This window comes from Micromonospora sp. SH-82 (assembly GCF_051132485.1).
GTDB lineage: Bacteria > Actinomycetota > Actinomycetes > Mycobacteriales > Micromonosporaceae > Micromonospora.
This window is the reverse complement of the sequence record NZ_CP148049.1, coordinates 5,332,864-5,351,209: the sequence shown is the minus strand read 5'-3', so window position 1 is coordinate 5,351,209 and position 18,346 is coordinate 5,332,864. Positions and strand designations below refer to the sequence as shown.

General features: G+C 66.4%; 15 protein-coding genes and 3 pseudogenes. 5 read left to right on the top strand and 13 right to left on the bottom strand.

The features are described 5' to 3' along the window. Positions 1-30: 30 nt before the first annotated feature. The 5 genes and pseudogenes from WHN02_RS23425 to WHN02_RS23405 form a co-directional block, all read right to left on the bottom strand. The gene (locus WHN02_RS23425) at positions 31-807 is read right to left on the bottom strand and encodes an SDR family oxidoreductase (RefSeq protein ID WP_434740850.1); all 777 of its coding nucleotides are present in this window, start codon (positions 805-807) and stop codon (positions 31-33) included. Between the two features lie 243 nt (positions 808-1,050). Further along, positions 1,051-1,503 (bottom strand): SitI3 family protein, encoded by a 453-nt coding sequence (locus tag WHN02_RS23420; protein ID WP_434740849.1) that lies wholly within the window; start codon positions 1,501-1,503, stop codon positions 1,051-1,053. Positions 1,504-1,516: 13 nt separating this feature from the next. Continuing rightward, positions 1,517-1,903, bottom strand: coding sequence for a hypothetical protein (locus WHN02_RS23415; protein ID WP_434744040.1), 387 nt, complete (start codon positions 1,901-1,903; stop codon positions 1,517-1,519). Positions 1,904-2,176: 273 nt separating this feature from the next. Then, positions 2,177-2,329 (bottom strand): annotated as a pseudogene (locus tag WHN02_RS23410) (DUF6244 family protein); the annotation flags it as partial. A gap of 369 nt (positions 2,330-2,698) precedes the next feature. Then, entirely contained in the window at positions 2,699-3,985 is a 1,287-nt protein-coding gene (locus tag WHN02_RS23405; protein ID WP_434740848.1) for a hypothetical protein, read from the bottom strand. 78 nt (positions 3,986-4,063) lie between these two features. Between WHN02_RS23405 and WHN02_RS23400 the strand changes: the two are divergent. After that, positions 4,064-9,033 (top strand): annotated as a pseudogene (locus WHN02_RS23400) (DEAD/DEAH box helicase). Positions 9,034-9,248: 215 nt separating this feature from the next. Then, positions 9,249-10,340: an IS630 family transposase gene (locus WHN02_RS23395; RefSeq protein ID WP_434740847.1), complete on the top strand. Its 1,092-nt coding sequence runs from the start codon at positions 9,249-9,251 to the stop codon at positions 10,338-10,340. A gap of 7 nt (positions 10,341-10,347) precedes the next feature. Here WHN02_RS23395 and WHN02_RS23390 read toward each other — a convergent pair whose 3' ends face one another. From WHN02_RS23390 to WHN02_RS23360, 7 genes and pseudogenes are all read right to left on the bottom strand, one after another. Next, positions 10,348-10,590, bottom strand: a complete 243-nt coding sequence (locus WHN02_RS23390) for a hypothetical protein (RefSeq protein WP_434740846.1) — start codon at positions 10,588-10,590, stop codon at positions 10,348-10,350. Beyond that, entirely contained in the window at positions 10,587-11,015 is a 429-nt protein-coding gene (locus WHN02_RS23385) for a hypothetical protein (protein ID WP_434740845.1), read from the bottom strand. Before WHN02_RS23385 ends, WHN02_RS23390 begins: the two co-directional genes overlap by 4 nt. Then, positions 11,015-11,404: a hypothetical protein gene (locus WHN02_RS23380; protein ID WP_434740844.1), complete on the bottom strand. Its 390-nt coding sequence runs from the start codon at positions 11,402-11,404 to the stop codon at positions 11,015-11,017. Before WHN02_RS23380 ends, WHN02_RS23385 begins: the two co-directional genes overlap by 1 nt. Positions 11,405-11,760: 356 nt before the next feature. After that, positions 11,761-11,967 carry a DUF397 domain-containing protein gene (locus WHN02_RS23375; protein WP_434740843.1) on the bottom strand — a complete coding sequence of 69 codons (207 nt, stop codon included), beginning with the start codon at positions 11,965-11,967 and terminating at the stop codon, positions 11,761-11,763. A gap of 13 nt (positions 11,968-11,980) precedes the next feature. Further along, positions 11,981-12,106 (bottom strand): annotated as a pseudogene (locus WHN02_RS23370) (XRE family transcriptional regulator); the annotation flags it as partial. 106 nt (positions 12,107-12,212) lie between these two features. Continuing rightward, the gene (locus tag WHN02_RS23365) at positions 12,213-12,416 is read right to left on the bottom strand and encodes a DUF397 domain-containing protein (protein ID WP_434740842.1); all 204 of its coding nucleotides are present in this window, start codon (positions 12,414-12,416) and stop codon (positions 12,213-12,215) included. Beyond that, a complete protein-coding gene (locus tag WHN02_RS23360; RefSeq protein ID WP_434744039.1) occupies positions 12,406-13,302 on the bottom strand; it encodes a helix-turn-helix domain-containing protein in 897 nt (298 codons plus the stop codon). The genes WHN02_RS23365 and WHN02_RS23360 overlap by 11 nt, the downstream gene beginning before the upstream one ends. Before the next feature lie 360 nt (positions 13,303-13,662). Here WHN02_RS23360 and WHN02_RS23355 point away from each other — a divergent pair, with 360 nt between their 5' ends. Genes WHN02_RS23355 through WHN02_RS23345 form a run of 3 tightly spaced genes read left to right on the top strand, consistent with a single transcriptional unit; the run spans position 13,663 to position 16,336 of the window. Next, the gene (locus tag WHN02_RS23355; RefSeq protein ID WP_434740841.1) at positions 13,663-13,980 is read left to right on the top strand and encodes a DivIVA domain-containing protein; all 318 of its coding nucleotides are present in this window, start codon (positions 13,663-13,665) and stop codon (positions 13,978-13,980) included. Next, the gene (locus tag WHN02_RS23350; RefSeq protein ID WP_434740840.1) at positions 13,977-14,231 is read left to right on the top strand and encodes a hypothetical protein; all 255 of its coding nucleotides are present in this window, start codon (positions 13,977-13,979) and stop codon (positions 14,229-14,231) included. Before WHN02_RS23355 ends, WHN02_RS23350 begins: the two co-directional genes overlap by 4 nt. Then, entirely contained in the window at positions 14,228-16,336 is a 2,109-nt protein-coding gene (locus WHN02_RS23345) for a hypothetical protein (protein WP_434740839.1), read from the top strand. The genes WHN02_RS23350 and WHN02_RS23345 overlap by 4 nt, the downstream gene beginning before the upstream one ends. A 114-nt stretch (positions 16,337-16,450) precedes the next feature. On the opposite strand, the gene WHN02_RS23340 is transcribed toward WHN02_RS23345, so the two are convergent. Beyond that, on the bottom strand, positions 16,451-18,289 hold the full coding sequence (locus WHN02_RS23340) for a thiamine pyrophosphate-requiring protein (protein WP_434740838.1): 1,839 nt from the start codon (positions 18,287-18,289) through the stop codon (positions 16,451-16,453). Between the last annotated feature and the right edge of the window lie 57 nt (positions 18,290-18,346).

The following is an 18,346-nucleotide window of genomic DNA, read 5'->3' as shown; positions in this document are numbered from 1 at the left end:
CTCGGGAACGGACGGTCCCGCCGGGGCATTTCAGGAACGGATGGTGCCGCCGGTCGCGTCGATGAAGGAACCGGTGATCCAGCGGGCGTCGTCGGAGACCACGAAGGCGACGATGTCGGCGATGTCGGCCGGCTGACCGACCCGGTTGAACATCGACCCGGCAGCCATCTGCTGAACCGCCTCCGGGTACTGGAACACCGGGTCACCGTTGTCGACCACCGCCGGAGCGACGGTGTTGACGGTGATTCCCCGCGCCGCCAGGATGGGCGCCATGTGCCGGGTGACCTGCTCCAGGGCCGCTTTGCTCATCGCGTACGCGATCTGCTGGGGGTAGGTGGTCCGGGTGATCGCCGAGGAGATGTTGACGACCCGACCGTTGTCGGCGAGCAGCCGTAGCCCGTCCCGGATCAGGAAGAACGGTGCCTTGGCGTTGACGGCGTAGCAGCCGTCCAGGATCTCGTCGGTGACGTGCTCCGGGTCCTCACCGGCAAAGTTGGCGAACCCGACGTCCGCCGCGTTGTTCACCAGGATGTCCAGACTGCCGCTGCCCGTCGCTGCCCGCAGACCCGCCTCGGTGTCGGTGAGCAGCTTCTCCACCGCCCCCGGCGTCCCCAGTTGGGCCTGGACCGTGAAGGCACGACCGCCGGCCTCCTCGACGAGGGCGACCGTCTCCTTCGCCGCGCCCTCGTTCGACGAGTAGTTCACCGCCACGAGGGCACCGTCGGCGGCGAGCCGCCGGGCGATCGCCCGGCCGATACCCCGGCTGGCCCCGGTGACAAGTGCTGTCTTGTTCTCAAGTCTGCGCATGGGAAGCCTCCGAATCGGCGTACCTGCCACCGGTGGGAGCCGGGAGCAGGCCCCTCATCCTTGATGCGGCCGGGCAGCACAGAAGGGGATGTTCAACGTGGAGTGGGCACGCGAGGATCACCGGCCGACCCCGTCGGAGCGGCAAGATCCAAACGGCTGGGTGCCAGGCTAGCGGCTGACCGCTCGATAGGGAACCGCCGAGTTGTCGCAGTTGGACAGTAGTCTCGCGGCCTCCGGCGAACGTCAGCCGACGGGGACGTCGAGGCCGTAGTGGTTCCACCACTGCCGCTGCCGGTGCTTGCGGACGACCCCAGCGGTACGCGTGAGCAAGAGGTAGTTGCCGTCCTGGACGAGTGCGGCGTCCTCGCGGCGACCGGCCAGCACGCGACCGACGGTCGCCACCATGTTCGGGATGCCCTTGTCGACGAGTCCATCGGTACGCATGTCGAAGTCGACGTTCACGTAGGTGTCGAGTTCCCACTCCCAAGGCGATTCGTTGTCACCCTCGGCATAGTAGTAGCCATCGGTGCCGGAGTAGACACTGAGGAGGTAGCCGCGCTGGTCATACAGGCGGGCAGTGAGAAGTGTGTCTCCAGCTTTGGGCGTGGGCCGCTCGGCTGGGCTGATGGCTGTGACAGCAGCAATCTCATGCAGTGGTGGCTCACCAGCCAGAGCCAGTCGGAACTCCACACTCATCGTGCCGTCTCCCTCAGTCTCGCCGAGCGATCTCGTGGATCGTACCGCTGCGTGTTACGACTATGACTTCCTTCAGCCCATCGATGGGCCACTGGTCGAATTGACGTTGTAGCGCTGTCGGGTCGCCCTGCCAGTCCTTGAGGTTGATGACCACCCGCTCGGTCTGCCGCTTGTCGACCTTGTTGCGGACCTGGCTCCATACGTTCCGTACGGGTATTCGAGTGCTGGGGGAGTAGCAGTCAAAGACGTGTCCTTCAATGAGGTAGTCGGGCTCCTTCTCACCAGCGCCAGAGTCACCGGTGTGCCTGCGGGCACTGCCGATCTCCGTCGAGGACGGGTTCTGGTGGACTTGGTAGCCCTTGTCGGCCAGAACGTCCGCACAGTCGTTCTCCAACTCCAACGAGCGCCTGGTGCTGTCGTCCGCGTTCGGGGCGATTCGAGTTCGGGGTCCGGTCGGCCTACCGCCTTGAAAACCAGTGGGACGCCTGCTCCATGAAGGGATGGTCTCAGGGTTGGTGGAGGTGCTATCGGTCGGAGTCGAAGCATTGTCGGTGTCGGTGCCGGGACGAGGGCTGACAGGGTTGTGCTCACCAGCCCCTGGCATTTCTTCCGGTGATCCGAGTCGACGTACCTCATGGATCGCTACCTCGACTGCCAGTTGGGTGCCGGTTGATCGTCGGACGACGAGAATCAGAACCTGCTTGACGCCGTCGAGCGCTTCGAGAAGCGGTCCGGGTTGACCACCTTGCAGGGCTATGGTGACCAGGCGTTGGACGTCGGTGAGCTGTGTGATCGCGGCCCTGGCGACCTGACGCGTCGCGGTCATCCCCTCGTAGACCGCGGCCAGCCCGGCGATGGTCTCCTCCGGGGTGGGGGAATGAGGTACGGCTACGACGGCTGTGGTGGCCGCACCGATTGCGGTGGACAGCATGGCGAGGCCACCCTGGACCGTGGCTATGGCGGCGCGGGCACGCCCGATGCTGACAGCGACTGTGGTGAAGCCCGTCGCGGCTGCTCGTAGGGTGATCTCCTGGGCTTGGTGATCGGCGGTAGCAGCCAGGGTCTGCGCCCGTTCGACGCCGTTCGACAAGGTCCGGATCTCGCTGACGATCTCCTCGATGCTCGCCACGTACCGGACACCTCCTGAGAGAGGGGACGATCGAGATTGCACATCACAAGAACCAGGAGGGGAGGTTCAGAAGGACACCGAGAGCATGCAGCCGTCAGGCGACGTGACGATGTCGAGTGGCACACCCGGCCGCCCGCGCGATGTGCCGCGTACGACGTTGTACCTGCCACCCTCCCGGCGCCCGAAGTAGGTGCCGCGTCGCTGCTCAGCCGCCAATGGGTTGTCGGCGGCCAGGAGTTCCTCGGCGACGCCGGTTCGGACTTCGAGCATCCGATCACCGAGGGGGATCCGGGTCGTCTCGCATCGGAAGGCTGTGCCGTCGGCATTGACGACTTCCAACTCACTGATGGTTGACTGCACCTGGCGACGGAGTTCCCAGACCATTCCAGGAGCAACGGGAACCCCGGCGAAGGACAGCAACCGGGCTTGGTCCAGGTCGATGGCCCGGTCTCTGACAGCCCGGCTCTCTACGGCGGCCTCGTACCCCGCCGGGTGCTGCTGGGTAGTGAACGGATGCCGTTCTGCCCGAATTCCTGCGGACTCCTCTGCCGCCAGCAACTCGCTGGCCCGCCAGCGCAGGGACGGATCCTGCTCCGCGGTCTCCACGGCGAGTGCCTTGAGGTGCCCGCCGGCCAGCGTGACCCCGATGACGATGCGCCGCATCGTGACACCCTTGATCTGCTTCGGCACCGACACCTGCTGGATGCCTCGGCACAGCTGCTTGACACTTTGCGTGCGCCTACCACTGGTGCCCTTGACCTCTACCACAAGGACGTCACGGAGCTTCCCGGCCTCGGTGCCGTACCAGAAGTAGTCGGGCCGGTGCGTACCCAGGCCGCCAACCTCGGTTCCCAACATCCAGTCGTAGCTGACCGCGTCGGCATCCACCACCTGCGCCGGCCGGTCGAGGATCACCTGCTCGACCAGGTCGGTCGCCACCGCGATGCCGAACTGCTCGGAGAAGAGCGTGCGTTGGTGGCTCCTGACCTGCTCGGTGAGGGCAGACAGCCGCAGGTCAGGGCGATTCTCCGCGAAGGCCCAGAGGTACCGGATGATCGCCCATCTGCTGGCCGTCCGTAGGGCGGCGAGCCCGGGTAGACCACCGGCCCCCGGAATGGCCAAGCCGGGTAGAGCGCTGGTGGTCTTTCCCAGACCGAGGAGCAGTTCGAGCGGTCTGACATTGTTCCGGACCTGGAGTTCCGCAAGTTCAGGAACAGGGCGAACGTCGATGTCAAGATCTTTTGACTTGAGCATTTGTCTTACCTGGTCGGCCAGCTTCCAGCTCGACTCGACGGGGTATTGACCAGGTGCAGCGAGAGCCGTCGGCGGCGACGAGAGAAATGCAGAGAGCACGCGGCGATCGTGCCACTCGTCTCTCCTTCTGCACAGTCACTTTCTGGCCGTCCAGTCCTTCGCTTACCCCGGCTGGGCATGCAGGTTGCCTGCTGCTGGTGTCGCTTAAGGCGGGACGGACGAAGGGCGCTCCGTGTTCGGATCTCGTCGGCGGGGGGCGGTAGAGTCTCGGCCGTGACGACGACCATGACGGTGACGGTGCATGACGTCATCAGGGCGATCCGGGATCTCTCGCCGAACAACCGGGAGCGCGGGACCCGCTTCGAGGAGCTGATGCTCCAGTACCTGAGCACCGACCCGCAGTGGACCGAGCAGTTCAGCCGGGTGTGGATGTGGGCGGACTGGCCGGGCGCGGCCGACGACAAGCGGGACACCGGTATCGACCTCGTCGCGCAGGATCGAGAGACCGGCGGCTACTGCGCCGTGCAGTGCAAGTTCTACGAACCGCGACACACGGTAGAAAAGGCAGACATCGACTCCTTTTTCACCGCCTCCGGCAAGGGTGGGTTCACCCGCCGCCTGATCATCTCGACGACCGACAGGTGGAACGTCCACGCCGAGGCGGCGCTAGCCGACCAGCAGGTGCCGGTCACCCGGGTCGGGCTCGTGGAGATCGCGCAGAGCCCGGTGGAGTGGTACATGCCCACCTCGGGCCACCAGGTCGAGATGACGCTCCGGGAGAAGAAGTCACCGCGCAAGCACCAGTATCAAGCGATCGACGACGTCTTTGCCGGCTTGGCCGAGCACGACCGAGGCAAACTCATCATGGCGTGCGGGACCGGCAAGACGTTCACCAGCCTGAAGATCGCCGAACGGCTGCAAGCCGAGCGCGCCAAGGCTGGCAAGGGCGAACATACGAACGTGCTGTTCCTCGTCCCGTCCATCGCGCTGCTGTCGCAGAGCCTGCGGGAGTGGTCGTACGAGGCCGAGCTGCCGCTGAGGGCGTTCGCGGTCTGCTCGGACTCCAAGGTCGGTAAGCAGCGGGCCGCCCTGGGCGACGACAACGACATGGCCACGTACGACCTGGCTCTGCCGGCCACCACCAACCCGGACCGCCTGGTCGAGCAGATGGCCGGTGTCGCCGCCGAGCCGGGGCTGACTGTCGTCTTCTCCACCTACCAGTCCATCGCGACCGTGTCGGCGGCCCAACAGAAGGGTCTGCCCCGCTTCGACCTGATCCTCTGCGACGAGGCCCACCGCACCACCGGTGTGACCCTCGCCGGCCATGACGAGTCGGCGTTCGTCCGCGTCCACGACGACAGCTACCTCGGTGGGGACCGTCGTGTCTACATGACGGCGACGCCTCGGATCTACAACGAGGACACCAAATCCGAGGCGCGCAACGCGGATGCGCTACTGGCTTCGATGGACGACGAGACGACGTACGGGCCGCAGTTTCACCGGCTCGGGTTCGGCCGGGCTGTCGAGCAGGGCCTGCTCACCGACTACAAGGTGCTCATCCTCACCGTCGACGAGGGGCGGGTTGCCAAGACGTTGCAGCAGGGCCTCTCGGGTGGGGAAGGCGAGCTGAGGCTCGACGACGCGGCGAAGATCATCGGCTGCTGGAACGCGATGGCGAAGCGCACCGGTACTTTTGCGGACGGCTCTGGTTTCGCCGAGGGCGAGGCACCGATGAAGCGGGCGGTGGCCTTCGCCCGCTCGATCGCCGACTCCAAGGCGATCGCCAGCCGATTCAACGAGGTGGTCGACGCCTACGACGACGCCGACGACGAGGTGCTGCGCTGCGAGGTCGAGCACGTCGACGGCACGTACAACATGCTCCAGCGCAACAAGCTGTTGGACTGGCTGAAGCAGGACGCCGGCCCGGCCAACGCCCGAATCCTGTCGAACGCGCGCTGCCTCTCCGAGGGCGTGGACGTGCCGGGCCTGGACGCCGTGCTCTTCCTGCACCCTCGCAACTCGGTGGTGGACGTCGTCCAGTCCGTCGGGCGGGTGATGCGCCTCGCCCCGGGCAAGAACTACGGCTACATCATCCTGCCGGTCGCCATCCCGGCTGGCATGGCACCGGAGAAGGCGCTCGCCGACAACAAGCGTTTTAAGACGGTCTGGCAGGTCCTTCAGGCGCTCCGCTCCCACGATGACCGGTTCAACGCCACCGTCAACCAGATCGAGCTGAACAAGAACAAGCCGGACAACAAGATCGGCATCGGCAGCGTCGGCCCCGGTGACGAGGCGATCGGCGACCGGGACGGGTCGAGTACGTCGGCCAGCGCCGAGGCGGCGAAGGAGAAGGAAGCCCAGAGCGCCAAGAACATCCAGGAAGCGCTTTTCTCTGTCACGGACTGGCGGGACGCCATCTATGCCCGGATCGTCGACAAGGTCGGCAAGCGGCAGTACTGGGAGGACTGGGCTCGGGACATCGCCCAGATCGCAGACCGGCACGTCACCCGGATCAAGGCTGCCCTGACCCTGCCCGAGAAGCGCAGCGCCTTCGAGGAGTTCGTCGGCGAGCTGCGGGCCAACCTCAACCCCGGTGTCACCGAGGGCGACGCCATCGACATGCTGGCCCAGCACATCGTTACCAAACCGGTCTTCGACGCGTTGTTCAAGGACTACGGCTTCGCCGAGCACAATCCGGTCTCCAAGGCCATGCAGCGGATGCTCGACATCCTCGACGACCAGGGGCTCGACGCCGAAAGCAAGAAGCTCGACGAGTTCTACGACTCCGTGCGGGTGCGCGCTGAGGGGATCGACAACCACGAGGGCCGGCAACGGGTCATCGTCGAGCTGTACGACAAGTTCTTCAAGACCGCCCTCCCGAAGACCGCCGACGCTTTGGGCATCGTCTACACCCCCGTCGAGGTTGTCGACTTCATCATCCGTGCCACCGAGCAGGCGCTGAACAAGCATCTTGGCCGCTCGCTGTCGGACGAGGGCGTCCAGATCATCGACCCGTTCGTCGGCACCGGCACCTTCCCGGTCCGTCTCCTACAGTCCGGCTACATCAAGCCAGAAGACCTGCTCCGCAAGTACACGAGCGAGCTGCATGCCAACGAGATCGTGCTGCTCGCCTACTACATCGCCGCCGTCAACATCGAAGCGGCCTTCCACGACCTGGCCGGCGGCGAGTACCGCCCCTTCGAGGGCATCGTCCTCACCGACACCTTCCAACTCGCCGAGGGCACCGCCAAACTCGACGGAATGGACGTCCTCGAAGGCAACAGCGAACGCGCCAAGAAACAACAGAAACAAAATGTTACCGTCGTCATCGGAAACCCTCCCTATTCCGTCGGTCAGGACAGCCAAAACGACAACAACCAGAACCTGAAGTACGAAGTGCTCGACGGCCGGATCAGAGATTCGTATGCCGCGCTGTCGACGGCCAAGAACAAGAACTCGCTCTACGATTCCTACGTCCGCGCCATCCGTTGGGCATCGGACCGGATCGAGGACGAGGGGGTCGTGGCGTTCGTCTCGAACGGCGGGTATATCGACGGAAACACGGCCGACGGGCTACGTAAGTCGTTGACCAGCGAGTTCGACGCCGTCTACTGCTACAACCTGCGGGGAAACCAGCGGACTGCCGGTGAACAGTCGCGCAAAGAAGGCGGAAAGATCTTCGGATCTGGCAGCCGGAACACCGTCGCAATCTTGATTCTAGTCAAGGGCGGTGGAAGAATCGGGGTGGGCACCGAATGTCGACTCTATTACCGAGACGTCGGAGACCATCTCAGCCGTGAAGACAAGCTGCGAATCATCGGCTCACAGGACCTGGGCGCGGTTCAGTGGGAGCAACTGAGTCCGAATGTGGACGGTGATTGGATTAACCAGCGAGACGAACGTTTCGGCGACTTCCAGGCGATCGGTGAAAAAGACAAAACCGCAAGGGCGAAGGCCGTCTTCGAGCTACACACCGGCGGTCTCAAGACCGGACGCGATCCCTGGGTGTACAACTTCTCTGCCGACAAGCTCAAAGTTAATGTGAAAGCTATGATTGACTTCTACAATCAGCAGGCGGAGAAGTTTGCAGAACACCGTCGGGCGGCGAAAATCGAGAGGCCGACCGCAGGTCAGGTTGCATCCTTCGTTGACTCGGATCCGAAAAAGATTAGCTGGAACGAGGCTGACAGAGATCAAATTCGGAAAAATGTTCGTTACGCTTTCGATTCAGCTGCTCTTCGTGCGGTAGTTTATCGACCTTTCTCTAAGCAGTGGGTTTACTTTAATCCACGACTCAATCAGCGGACTTATCAGCTGCCGAGTGTTTTCCCGGTAGGGGTTGAGAATGTCGGATTCTATATCACTGGCACTGGGTCAGACGAGCCTTTCTCAGTTCTGATGGTCGATTGTATTCCTGACCTTCACGCTGTGGGCACCAAAAGTGTGGGGCCTTACTTCCCGCGCTACACCTATCAGGAGATCGGCGGCGACAGCGGACTCTTTGCGGCCGTTGAGCGTGTGCGTGTCGACAATATAACAAATGCAGCACTCGTCAGATTTAGTGAAGGAGGCGGCGGTCCTGGCATCACCAAAGATGACGTTTTTACTACACATATGGGGTGCTGCATTCGCCAGAATATAGAGTGCAGTACGTGGCGGATTTAAAAAGAACACTTCCGCGTGTTCCCAGAGTGGTTGATTTCCACGCATATGCCGAAGCCGGGCGAGAGCTCGCGAAGTTGCATCTCGACTTCGAGCGCGTGGCACCATACGTCGGAATCGTGGAGACGGTTGCGGGCGAGGTCTCGACTACTCCGCTCAATGAATTATATCGCGTCGGCAGGATGAAATTTCCCAAGGTCAAGGGTGTGGCCGACCGATCGACAATTCTTTACAACCATCGGGTGACCCTTAGTAATATCCCCGAAGAAGCATATCGCTATCAGCTTGGCAGTCGTTCGGCAATCGAGTGGATCATGGATCGGTATCAGATTAAGACCGATAAAGATTCAGGCATTGTCAACGATCCGAATGACTGGTCAGGTGATCCACGCTATATCGTTGAGCTGCTCAAGAGGATCGTGACGGTCAGTCTAGAGACGATGAAAATCGTGGACAACTTGCCGCCATTGGTGATCTTGGATTAGGTAAGTGATGGTCCCGCCCAAGGAGCGACTGGGGTCGGATAAGGGCTGCGTTGCCCGGTGACGAATCGCATCAGAGACGGGCTGTTTTGGCTCGTGAATTGCGGCTTACTCACTGTTAGTGCCTCGTCTTTGAACGTTGGTCGTGTAATCCGTCGGTTCTGAGCATCTATCGGGCAGGCTGTCTCCCAGCAACTTGTCTGGGGAGGTGGTGGCTGGTGGGTAGACGGCCGGAGGTGTTCGTCCGGCAGGTGTCGATGGCCGAGGGTCAACGGTTGCAGCGGATCACCCGGACCTCGAAGGATCCGGTGAAGCTGCGGCGGGCGATCGTGGTGCTGATGTCCGCCCAAGGACAGCCCGCCCTCGACATCGCCCACCTGCTGCAGACCAGCGAGGACTACGTGCGGGACGTGATCCACGCGTTCAACGGGCGGGGGTTCGACGCCCTGTCCCCAAAATGGAGCGGGGGCGCACCGAGACGGATCGATGAGCAGACCCGTGACTGGATCTGCGTCATCGCCCGGTGCGACCCCCGCTTCCTCGGCCGACCGTTCTCCTGCTGGTCCCTGGCCAAGCTGCGCGACTACTTGATCGACGCCGGCTACGTCACGACGATCAGCGTCGAGACTGTCCGGCGGGTCCTGCACGAGCGCGGCGTGTCCTGGCAGGCCACCAAAACCTGGAAGGCCAGCACCGACCCCGACTTCACGGCGAAGATGCGCCGGATCCTCGACCTCTACGACCACCCACCCGCCGACGGCCGGGTCCTGTGTGTGGACGAGTTCGGACCGTTGAACCTGCAACCCCGACCCGGCCGCGCCTGGCGGCCAGCCGGACATCCTGTGCGACTACGGGCCACCTACACCCGCGATCACGGCGTGCGGCACATGATCGCCGCCCTCGACCTGGCCACCGGACGCCTGCACTACCGCATCCGCGACCGGAAACGCCGGCATGAGTTCCTCAGCTTCCTCAAGACCGTGCGCCGCCGCTGGCCGGCCGAGAGGCTGTACCTGATCTGCGACAACTTCTCGCCGCACAAGCATCCCGAGGTTCGCACCTGGTGCGCCGCCAACCAGGTCGACCTGGTCTTCCTGCCGACGTATGCGTCCTGGCTGAACTGGATCGAAGCCGAGTTCGCCGCCGTGCGCTACTTCGCCCTCAACGGCACCGACCACCGCACCCACATCGAGCAGGACGCCGCGATCGGCGCCTACATCCGATGGCGTAACCAACGAGCCCGACCGAAAACCGGGTTCGCGACCCACTCCAAGATCTGCCACCCCGATTACCCGTTCAAAGCTGCGTGACGAGGCATTAGATTGCGGCGCGGTAGGTGCCCAGGTGATCGGCGGCTGCGGCCAGTTCGCTGGTTGAGTCGTGGACGTGACCGCGAGCCGCCGTCAGACGGGCTTCCAGGGCCAGGACGATTTCCGGTCGCCCACCGGCGAGTGCGGCGTTGAGCGCGTTCTGGCTGGCCCACATCGCGCGGTGGATCTCGGCGAGCTGGCGGGAAGCCCGGTTGAGCTGTTCGACGACAGCGTCCAGCCCTCCGATCACCTGGCGATACTCGCCGAGGCGGCACGGGAGCGGGGGAGTGGTGTCACTGTGGCGGCGGGCGTCGCGCTGCTGCGGGCACCGCCGGAACCGGTGGTACGGCGCTGGGCCATCGAACGGGATCCACTGGCTGTGCTGGCTGACTGCCGCTTCTCTCGGCGTTCGCGAGCATGATCGAGGCTGGCCACGACGATGGCCTTGCCCTGGGCACCCAACATTCCGCCGATGATCGCCCCACCGGTGGACGCGACGCCCGGGGAGACCGGCAGCCCGTACTTCGCACCCGCCAGCCCGACCAGCATGCCCACTCCGGCGCTGCCCCATTCGACCATCTTGCCGAGCGCCTCCTTGGCGCTCTCGTACTTCAACCGCCGCGCGAACGGCCGTTCGACCTGCTTCTGGCGGCGGTTCCCTTTGCGCCAGCCCATCAGTTCGGTACGGGGTCCAGATAGCCGCAGCCCATGGCAATCATCAGCGGAAGATGGAGGGCTAGGTCCTGGGCGACGTCCTGCGGGGTCGTGTTCGAGGGCTCGTCGCCTTCTGCCACGTTCTCAGAGTCATCCGCGTACAGCACACATGCCTGCCACAGATCAGAGTCACGCCACGAGAACGACCAGAGGCCGTAGACGTCGACCGGAACGGCGAGCTTGGGTTGGCCGGCGTGGCCGATCCGGTGGAGGTGGGGCTCCTCGGCGGTGGAGCCGAGTCCTTCGCCGAGAGGGAGGAGCTTGTGCTTGCGGAAGACGAGTTCGAGGCTGCCGTCGGTGTCGAACTCGACGAGGAGGCGGCTGCGAGAGCGGCGCTGTTCCCCGCGCACGCGGGGGTGATCCCGGCCTGTCCGTCTGGCTGGACCGGACGGTTGCCTGTTCCCCGCGCAGGCGGGGGTGATCCCCGGCGCGCTGGACGGGTTGAGCATCGCCTCAACTGCCCCCGCGCAGGCGGAGTGATTCCATGTCATTGATGTCTGGAGCTGCCTCGGTTATGAGAAGGGGTGCTGCGGGCGGGGAGAAGCGCCTTCCCGTCGCGTGCCGCGCCGGAGGCCGAGGGCCGCAGCGGCCGTCTTTCGAGGTGCCCCGTTTGTGAGGGCAGCTCGAAAGGACGCACACCGGTAGTACTCCCGGTCGTGGCGGAGGCGCTGTCCGGGGATCGGACAGCGCCTCCGAGTTGCAGAAATCAGCAGCTCAGGTTGTGTTCCTTGAGTCCGAGGACGAACCGGGACCAGGCGGCTGGCTCGAAGGTGAGGGAGGGGCCGGTCGGGTCCTTGCTGTCGCGGAGCCCGACGACGCCGGGGAAATTGTCGGCGACCTCGACGCAGTTGCCGGAGCCGTTACTCCGGCTGCTCTTCCGCCAGATCAGCGGGGTCGTGCTGACTTCGTTCACGGGCGTCGTCCTCTCATAGCGTGGCCATCGCCTCCTGGATCAGGTCGCGCGACTTCCGGGCGTTCGCCGCTGTGGCGACCAGGTGCTCGAACACCCGGTTGCACTCCCTGACCTGTTGGCCGTCGAGGGAAAGGCTACCGATGAGGTCCGTCGATACAGAAGAAGTCGTGTCTGCCCGACTTCAGGATCGCCGAAAAGTGGCACGGCTGCTGCCTCCGAAGGGACAGCAGCCTGCGGTACGAGGGTCAGCAGCCCAGTTCGTGCTGCTTGACTCCCTGAACGAATCGGGACCAGGCGGCTGGCTCGAAGGTGAGGGCGGGGCCGGTCGGGTCTTTGCTGTCGCGCAGCCCGACGACGTCGGGAAGGTTGTCGGCGACCTCGACGCAGTTGTTGCCGTTGCCGCTCCGGCTCGACTTACGCCAGCGGGGGTTGTGATCTTCAGTTGTCACGGACGGCCTCCAGAGCAGAAGTGATCATCTTCTTCGACTCGTTCGCGTTGAGCGAATGACGGTCGATGTCTTCCCAGACGAGCTGGTAAGCGTTGAACTCTGCTGGTTTGTTGAGGTAAAGCGCCCCGGTCAGGGTGTCGACGTAGGCGAGTGGCGGCTCCAGCGGCTCGCTGCTCATCGGGTCGCTGGGGAAGTCCAGCAGCACGAAGGGCGTGCTCGCCGCCATACCGGCGTGCAGTCCGACAGTGAAGGGCAGGACTCGAATGTTGATGTTGCCGCGTGCGGTCAGGTCGAGTAGGTGCTTGAGCTGCTCGGTCATCACCGCCGGTCCGCCGACGACGCGGCGAAGCACGGCCTCGTTGAGGATGACACTGAGATGAGGGGCTCGGGGGCGTGACAACAGAGCCTGTCGTTCCATCCGAACGCCGACTCGGCGCTGCCGCTCGTCGTCGTCGACGTAGTCGGCGGGAACCCGATGGACTTCCTCGGCGTAACGCCTGGTCTGCAGCAGGCCGGGGATGAGTTCGACCTCGTACTGCCGGATGGTTTCGGCGGAGTCCTCAAGTGAGACGTAGAGACCGAAGAAAGCGGGTAGTTCGGTCTCGGTGCGGTCGTGCCACCAGGACTTGCGGCGGCCGTTGCGGGTCTCGGCGGTGAGGGCGAGGAGGTGTTCGGTCTCCTCGGGAGTGGCACCGTAGATCTCCATCATGGCCTTGACGTCGATGTCGCGGAAGCGGACGGCCTGTTCGCCGTCCTCCATCCGGGCGATCGTCGCGCGGCCCTTCTGCAACTTCAGCGCGGCCTGTTCCTGGGTGAGCCCGGCTCGACGGCGCAGCGCCTCCAATCGTCGGCCGATGTAACGCCGCAGTAGTGCGGAACCCACGATCTCGGTCACCAGTGGATCGCCTCTCCTTTGTGGGCGTCTGTCTCGCCCAGATAGTACATCCAAACATGCTTCTCGTGTTCTGGGCTGTATTCGATCTGGCGCGCCTTAAAGATCAATCCTTTTTAAGTCGAAGACACGGCGAGCTGATTGCTGAGAGTCATTGCGTTATGGGCGTGCCCAAAGTCTAATGAGGTGGTTGCGGCCCTGAGGCTGATCCTCGGGGCGGTGCGCGCCCTCCTGTCGTACTTGCTGGTCGTGGCTGCGGTGGGAGGTGCCGGGTGGGGCCGTCGGTGCGCGACGGGCCGACGGACCCACCCATCCCCCGACAGGCGGCACCGACGGTGAAGGTGGGTCCGAACAATGCGCTTCTTCCTCCGACAACGGCGGTCGCGTCGGCGACGGCCGAACCGGTGGTCCACCTGCTACCGGTCGGTGGCGTGTCCGACGTTGCCGCCGGGTCAGGTGCGGGGGCGGCGGTTCGGGTGGACGTCGTTCGGGCGGCGCGGGCTGGACCCCGCCGAGGTGTACGCGTTCCTGGACCGGGTCGCCGCAGAGTTGACCGCCGCCTACGACGCGGTGGCCGCCAGCCGGGAGGAGAGCAGCCGTACCAGGGACGCTCTGCGGCGGTGGCAGGCGGAGCAGTTCCAGGCGCGCAACGAGCGGGGATGGCAGCGATGACCGAACGGTGGGTCATCCATCTGCCGGTGACCGCCCCGGATCTGTGGGCCGCGCAGCGGCTCGCCCGGGTGGTGGCCCGGTGGACCCGGATACTTCCGCAGACCGACCCGGGTGAGCTGACGGTGTCGGCGGAGGACGCCCAGGGCGTACGGCATCGGGTCTTCTGTGACCTGAGGATGGCCGGTGGCCGGCGGTGCCAGTTGGGGGCCGACCACGACGGGGCCTGCGGGAACGGGTCGGTGCTGCGGTGACCGGGGTTCCGACGATCGTGTGCCCGGAGTGCTCCGGGCTGACCCACACGGTGCTGCGGTGCGAGTGCGTCAGCGGCGGCGACCAGCTCATCGTCGACGGGGCCGGGTACGCGGACGAACCGTACCGGGACTGTCGGCTGTGTCGTGGTGACGGGAGCGTCCTGCGGCCGTGCCTGTGGTGCGGGCGGACCGGGGTGCGCCGGGCGGAACTGGTCGTGTCGGTGGTGAACGTGGACACCGGTTCTGTCGCGTCGCAACGGATTCGACCAGGCCGGATCACCGTTGAGCGCGGACCCGACGGGGTCTGGGCGATGCCGCTTCGGCCGGTGGTGGACCGGCTCGCCGGGCAGGTCGGGGCCGTCGACGTGGCCGGACTCCCGGCGGTCGGCCCCGACCCGGACGGGACCCTGGTGTGGTTGCCCCGGAGCTGGGCGCCCGAGCTTCCGGCGGCCGAACGGCACCGGATCGAGGCGGAAGCGCTCGCGCGGGGGGACCACTCGCCGTGGCGGGTACTGCTCGGGCGCAGCGTCCCACCGGCCGCCCCGCCCGACCCGGGACGCCACCTGGGGGAGCTGTGCCGGGTGGCGAACCTCCTCCACGTTGATCTTGTCGTCGAGGCCCGGGACCAGCACGGCCGGGTGGTCTGGGACGTCCGTTACGAGCTGCCCGGTGGCACCGTGCCCGTCGACCCTCACCTGTACGAGGTGGACCTGCCCTCCGCAGTCGCCGCCACGACAGTCGTCACCGCGACGGCCCGGCTCGGTGAGACCGGGCTGACCGCGCCCGCGTACACGGTGCGATCGTCGCTCGGGATGCTCCCCGCGCCCACCGTCGTCGACCTGGCCGAACTCGAACGGTGGCTGAGGGTGGACCTCGCAGGCTCACCCGGAGCGCAGGTGATCTGGCGCAACGGCCGGTGGTGGCACACCCGACTGTGTGAGGGCGACCCGATCGAGGAACTGTACGAATGGGACACCGGGCAGGTGGTCCGGTACGTGACTCCTCGCCTCCTGCGGGTCACCGAGCCGCCCGATCCGACCTGGTGGGGTGCCCCGATTCGGGGCCACGAATGTCCGGACTGCCGACCCGGCGACCGGTTACGCCGCTGCGACTGTCGGGTGCGTGGCACCGACCCGGACCCGGACTGCCCCCGCTGCTGCGGGGCGGGGTTCGCCCCCGGTCAGGGTGCCTGCCCGACCTGCGGGGACAGCCGTCGGATCCACTCGGCTCTCACGGTGACGGTCACCGACCTGACCCGCGCCACCCACCACCTGTGGCAACCGACGGTCGAACTGTCGACCGCCGGTGGGCGGGTCGCCGGGGAGGCGGCCGTCCGGGTCGGGTGTCACCCCGACGGGACGCCGATCCTCCAGCTCCGCGAGCACTACCGCGCCGCCGGTCTCGCCGACCGGTTCGGCGTACGCCCGGAACACCTGATCCGGCTCGACCAGCCCGGCGGGCACCCCCTCGGTCAGGATCTCCTCGAAGGCACCCTCACCGGCCCGGACCCCGACACCGCCCCCGGCCCGGACTCCCAGGCACCCCGCCCCGGCCCGGACTCCCAGACCCCCGACCCGGGCGGCGACGACCCGGCCCGGCGGTACGTCACCCGGGCCGCCCGTGGGGTGCCCGGTGCCCGACTCCTCGTCCTGGCCCGACCACCGGCGGCACCTCCGACAGTCGAGCTGATCCGCCTCGCCGTCGGACTCCACCTCGCTGTCACCGTCGTCGCCTGCGACCACCGACGCGACGCCGACGACCCCAACCGGCTCCACGGCGTGCGGTGGCGGGTCGACGTCACCTCCACGGCGTCCGATCTCGACCTGCGTCGACCCTGGTGGCCCAGCGTCGAAGCCGCTGTCGCGGACCGCTTCGCCCACCTCGGTCCGACACTGCGGGACACCCTGCCGACCTCCGCTCACCAACCGCTTCCCGCACCGACGACGGTGGACCCGGTCGGGGTGCAGGACCCGACGTCGGCGTTACGTCGACTCGCCCGCCGGCATGCCGGGCAGGTCGTCGCCGCCCGCCTCGACGGCACCGGCTGCCGGTTCTGGCACGCCGACACCACCGGACCCCGAGCCTTGACCGATCGTTGTCCCTGACCGCCGCCTGCGCCACCCGCCACCTTGCCCGGCCCTTCGACCTCGCCCGGCTCTGAGAGATTCCGGAAGGAAATGGCCCCTCTGGGGGCCGTCCGCTTCCAAGATCTCCCTGGGTCAGCCGTGGTGGCGGTAGGTGGCGATGGTGGCGGGGAGGCCGCGTCGGATGATCTCGGACCGGTCGGTGTCGCCCCGCAGGATCGCCGCTGCGGTCTTGCGGGCCTGGTCGACTGTGAAGTGCGGGGGGAGCATCAGTTCGGCGGCGTCCACCATCGCGTTGACCACGACCGGGCGGTCGGCGGTGAGGACCCGGTCCCAGAGTCCGGGGACCTGGTCGGGGGAGTCGACCAGCTCGCCGCGCAGCCCCAGGACCTCCGCCCAGTGGTGGTACGCCACGTCCGGCACGTCCTGGCTGTCCGGGAACATCGGGCTGCCCTCGGTGGAGCGTTGTTCCCAGCTGACGAAGGCCAGTTCCCGGTTGTTGAGGACCAGGATCACGAATCTCGGGTCGGCCCACTGACGCCAGTACTTCGCCACCGTGATCAGCTCGTTGACCCCGTTCATCTGCATCGCCCCGTCGCCGAGCAGGGCGACGACGGGTCGGTCCGGGTGGGCGAACTTCGCCGACAGGGCGTACGGCATTCCCCCGCCCATCGACAGCAGGGTGCCGGAGAGGCTGGCCAGCATCCCGGGGCGGACCCGGACGTGGCGGGCGTACCAGGCGGTGGCGGTGCCGCAGTCGACGGCCAGCATCGCGTCGTCGGGTAGCGACTCGTCTAGGGTGTGGAAGAGCAGTTGCGGGTTGACCGGGCGGGCGGCCTGTTCGGCCAACTCCCGCTGACCGGCCCGCCACGCCGACGTCGCCTCGCCGATGGCCGCCCGCCACCGGGTCGGGGCCGCTCCGGTGCCCAGCGCGGCACGGAGCGCCCGGAGGGTGGGACCGGCGTCGCCGGTCAGGTTGACCTCCGTCGGGTAGCGCAGCCCCATCCGGGTGCCGTCCACGTCGATCTGCACCGCGCGGGCTCGTCCCTCGGGGGGATAGAACTCGGAGTACGGCATGTTGCTGCCGACGATCAACAGCGTGTCGCACTCCTGCATCATCTGCCAGCTCGGGCGGGTGCCGAGCAGCCCGATCGCCCCGGTGACCCAGGGCTCCCGGTGGTCGACCGCGGCGAAGCCGAGCAGCGCCACCGCGACACCGGCACCGAGCCGGTCGGCGATCAGGCGTACCTCCTCCTCGGCGCCGAGGGCACCCTGGCCGACGAGCATCGCGACCCGCTCGCCGCCGCGCAGGACCTCCGCCGCCCGGCGCAGGTCGGCCTCGGGCGGGACGGTGGTGGCGCTGCTCGGGACGGCGCTGGTGTGGTAGTAGCCGTGGGCGTGTGGGGGGTCGGGGACCGCCGGTTCGTCCTGCACGTCCAGGGGCAGGACCAGGGCGGTCACGGTACGCCGGGCGAGCGCGGTGCGGCAGGCCCGGTCCACCAGGTGTCGGACCTGGGAGGGGTGGTCCAGTTGGGCCAGGAAGTCCGAGGCGACGTCCTTGTAGAGGGCGAGCAGGTCGACCTCCTGGTAGTAGCCGCCGCCCTCGGCGGTGAGCGCGGTGTTGCCGACCAGGGCCACCACCGGTTGGTGGTCGAGTTTGGCGTCGTACAGGCCGTTGAGCAGGTGGATCGCGCCCGGTCCGCTGGTGACCAGGGCGCAGCCGATCGGGCCGCCCCCGTACTTCACGTGGGCGCCGGCGGCGAAGCCGGCGGTCTCCTCGTGGCGTACCTGGATGAACTCGGTGTGGTCCTCGGCGCGTTGGAGCGCCGAGGTCATCCCGTTGATGCCGTCCCCGGGGAAGCCGAAGTAGCGGTGTACGCCCCACTGGGCGAGCCGGGCCACGATGTGGTCGGCGACAGTCGCATTCCGGCGCAGTCGACCGTTCGCGCCCCTACCGTCCTGGTTGCCCCGCATCGGGTCCGCCCTTCCGCCTGGTCGTCCGTGGCGCGCGCCTTCCCCCTCGACGGCGGG

Coding starts and splice junctions, on each gene's coding strand:
- WHN02_RS23350 (WP_434740840.1), top strand. CDS start 13,977: ATGACCGAACGGTGGGTCATCCATCTGCCGGTGACCGCCCCGGATCTG.
- WHN02_RS23385 (WP_434740845.1), bottom strand. CDS start 11,015: ATGGGCTGGCGCAAAGGGAACCGCCGCCAGAAGCAGGTCGAACGGCCG.
- WHN02_RS23355 (WP_434740841.1), top strand. CDS start 13,663: ATGCGCTTCTTCCTCCGACAACGGCGGTCGCGTCGGCGACGGCCGAAC.
- WHN02_RS23420 (WP_434740849.1), bottom strand. CDS start 1,503: ATGAGTGTGGAGTTCCGACTGGCTCTGGCTGGTGAGCCACCACTGCAT.
- WHN02_RS23340 (WP_434740838.1), bottom strand. CDS start 18,289: ATGCGGGGCAACCAGGACGGTAGGGGCGCGAACGGTCGACTGCGCCGG.
- WHN02_RS23425 (WP_434740850.1), bottom strand. CDS start 807: ATGCGCAGACTTGAGAACAAGACAGCACTTGTCACCGGGGCCAGCCGG.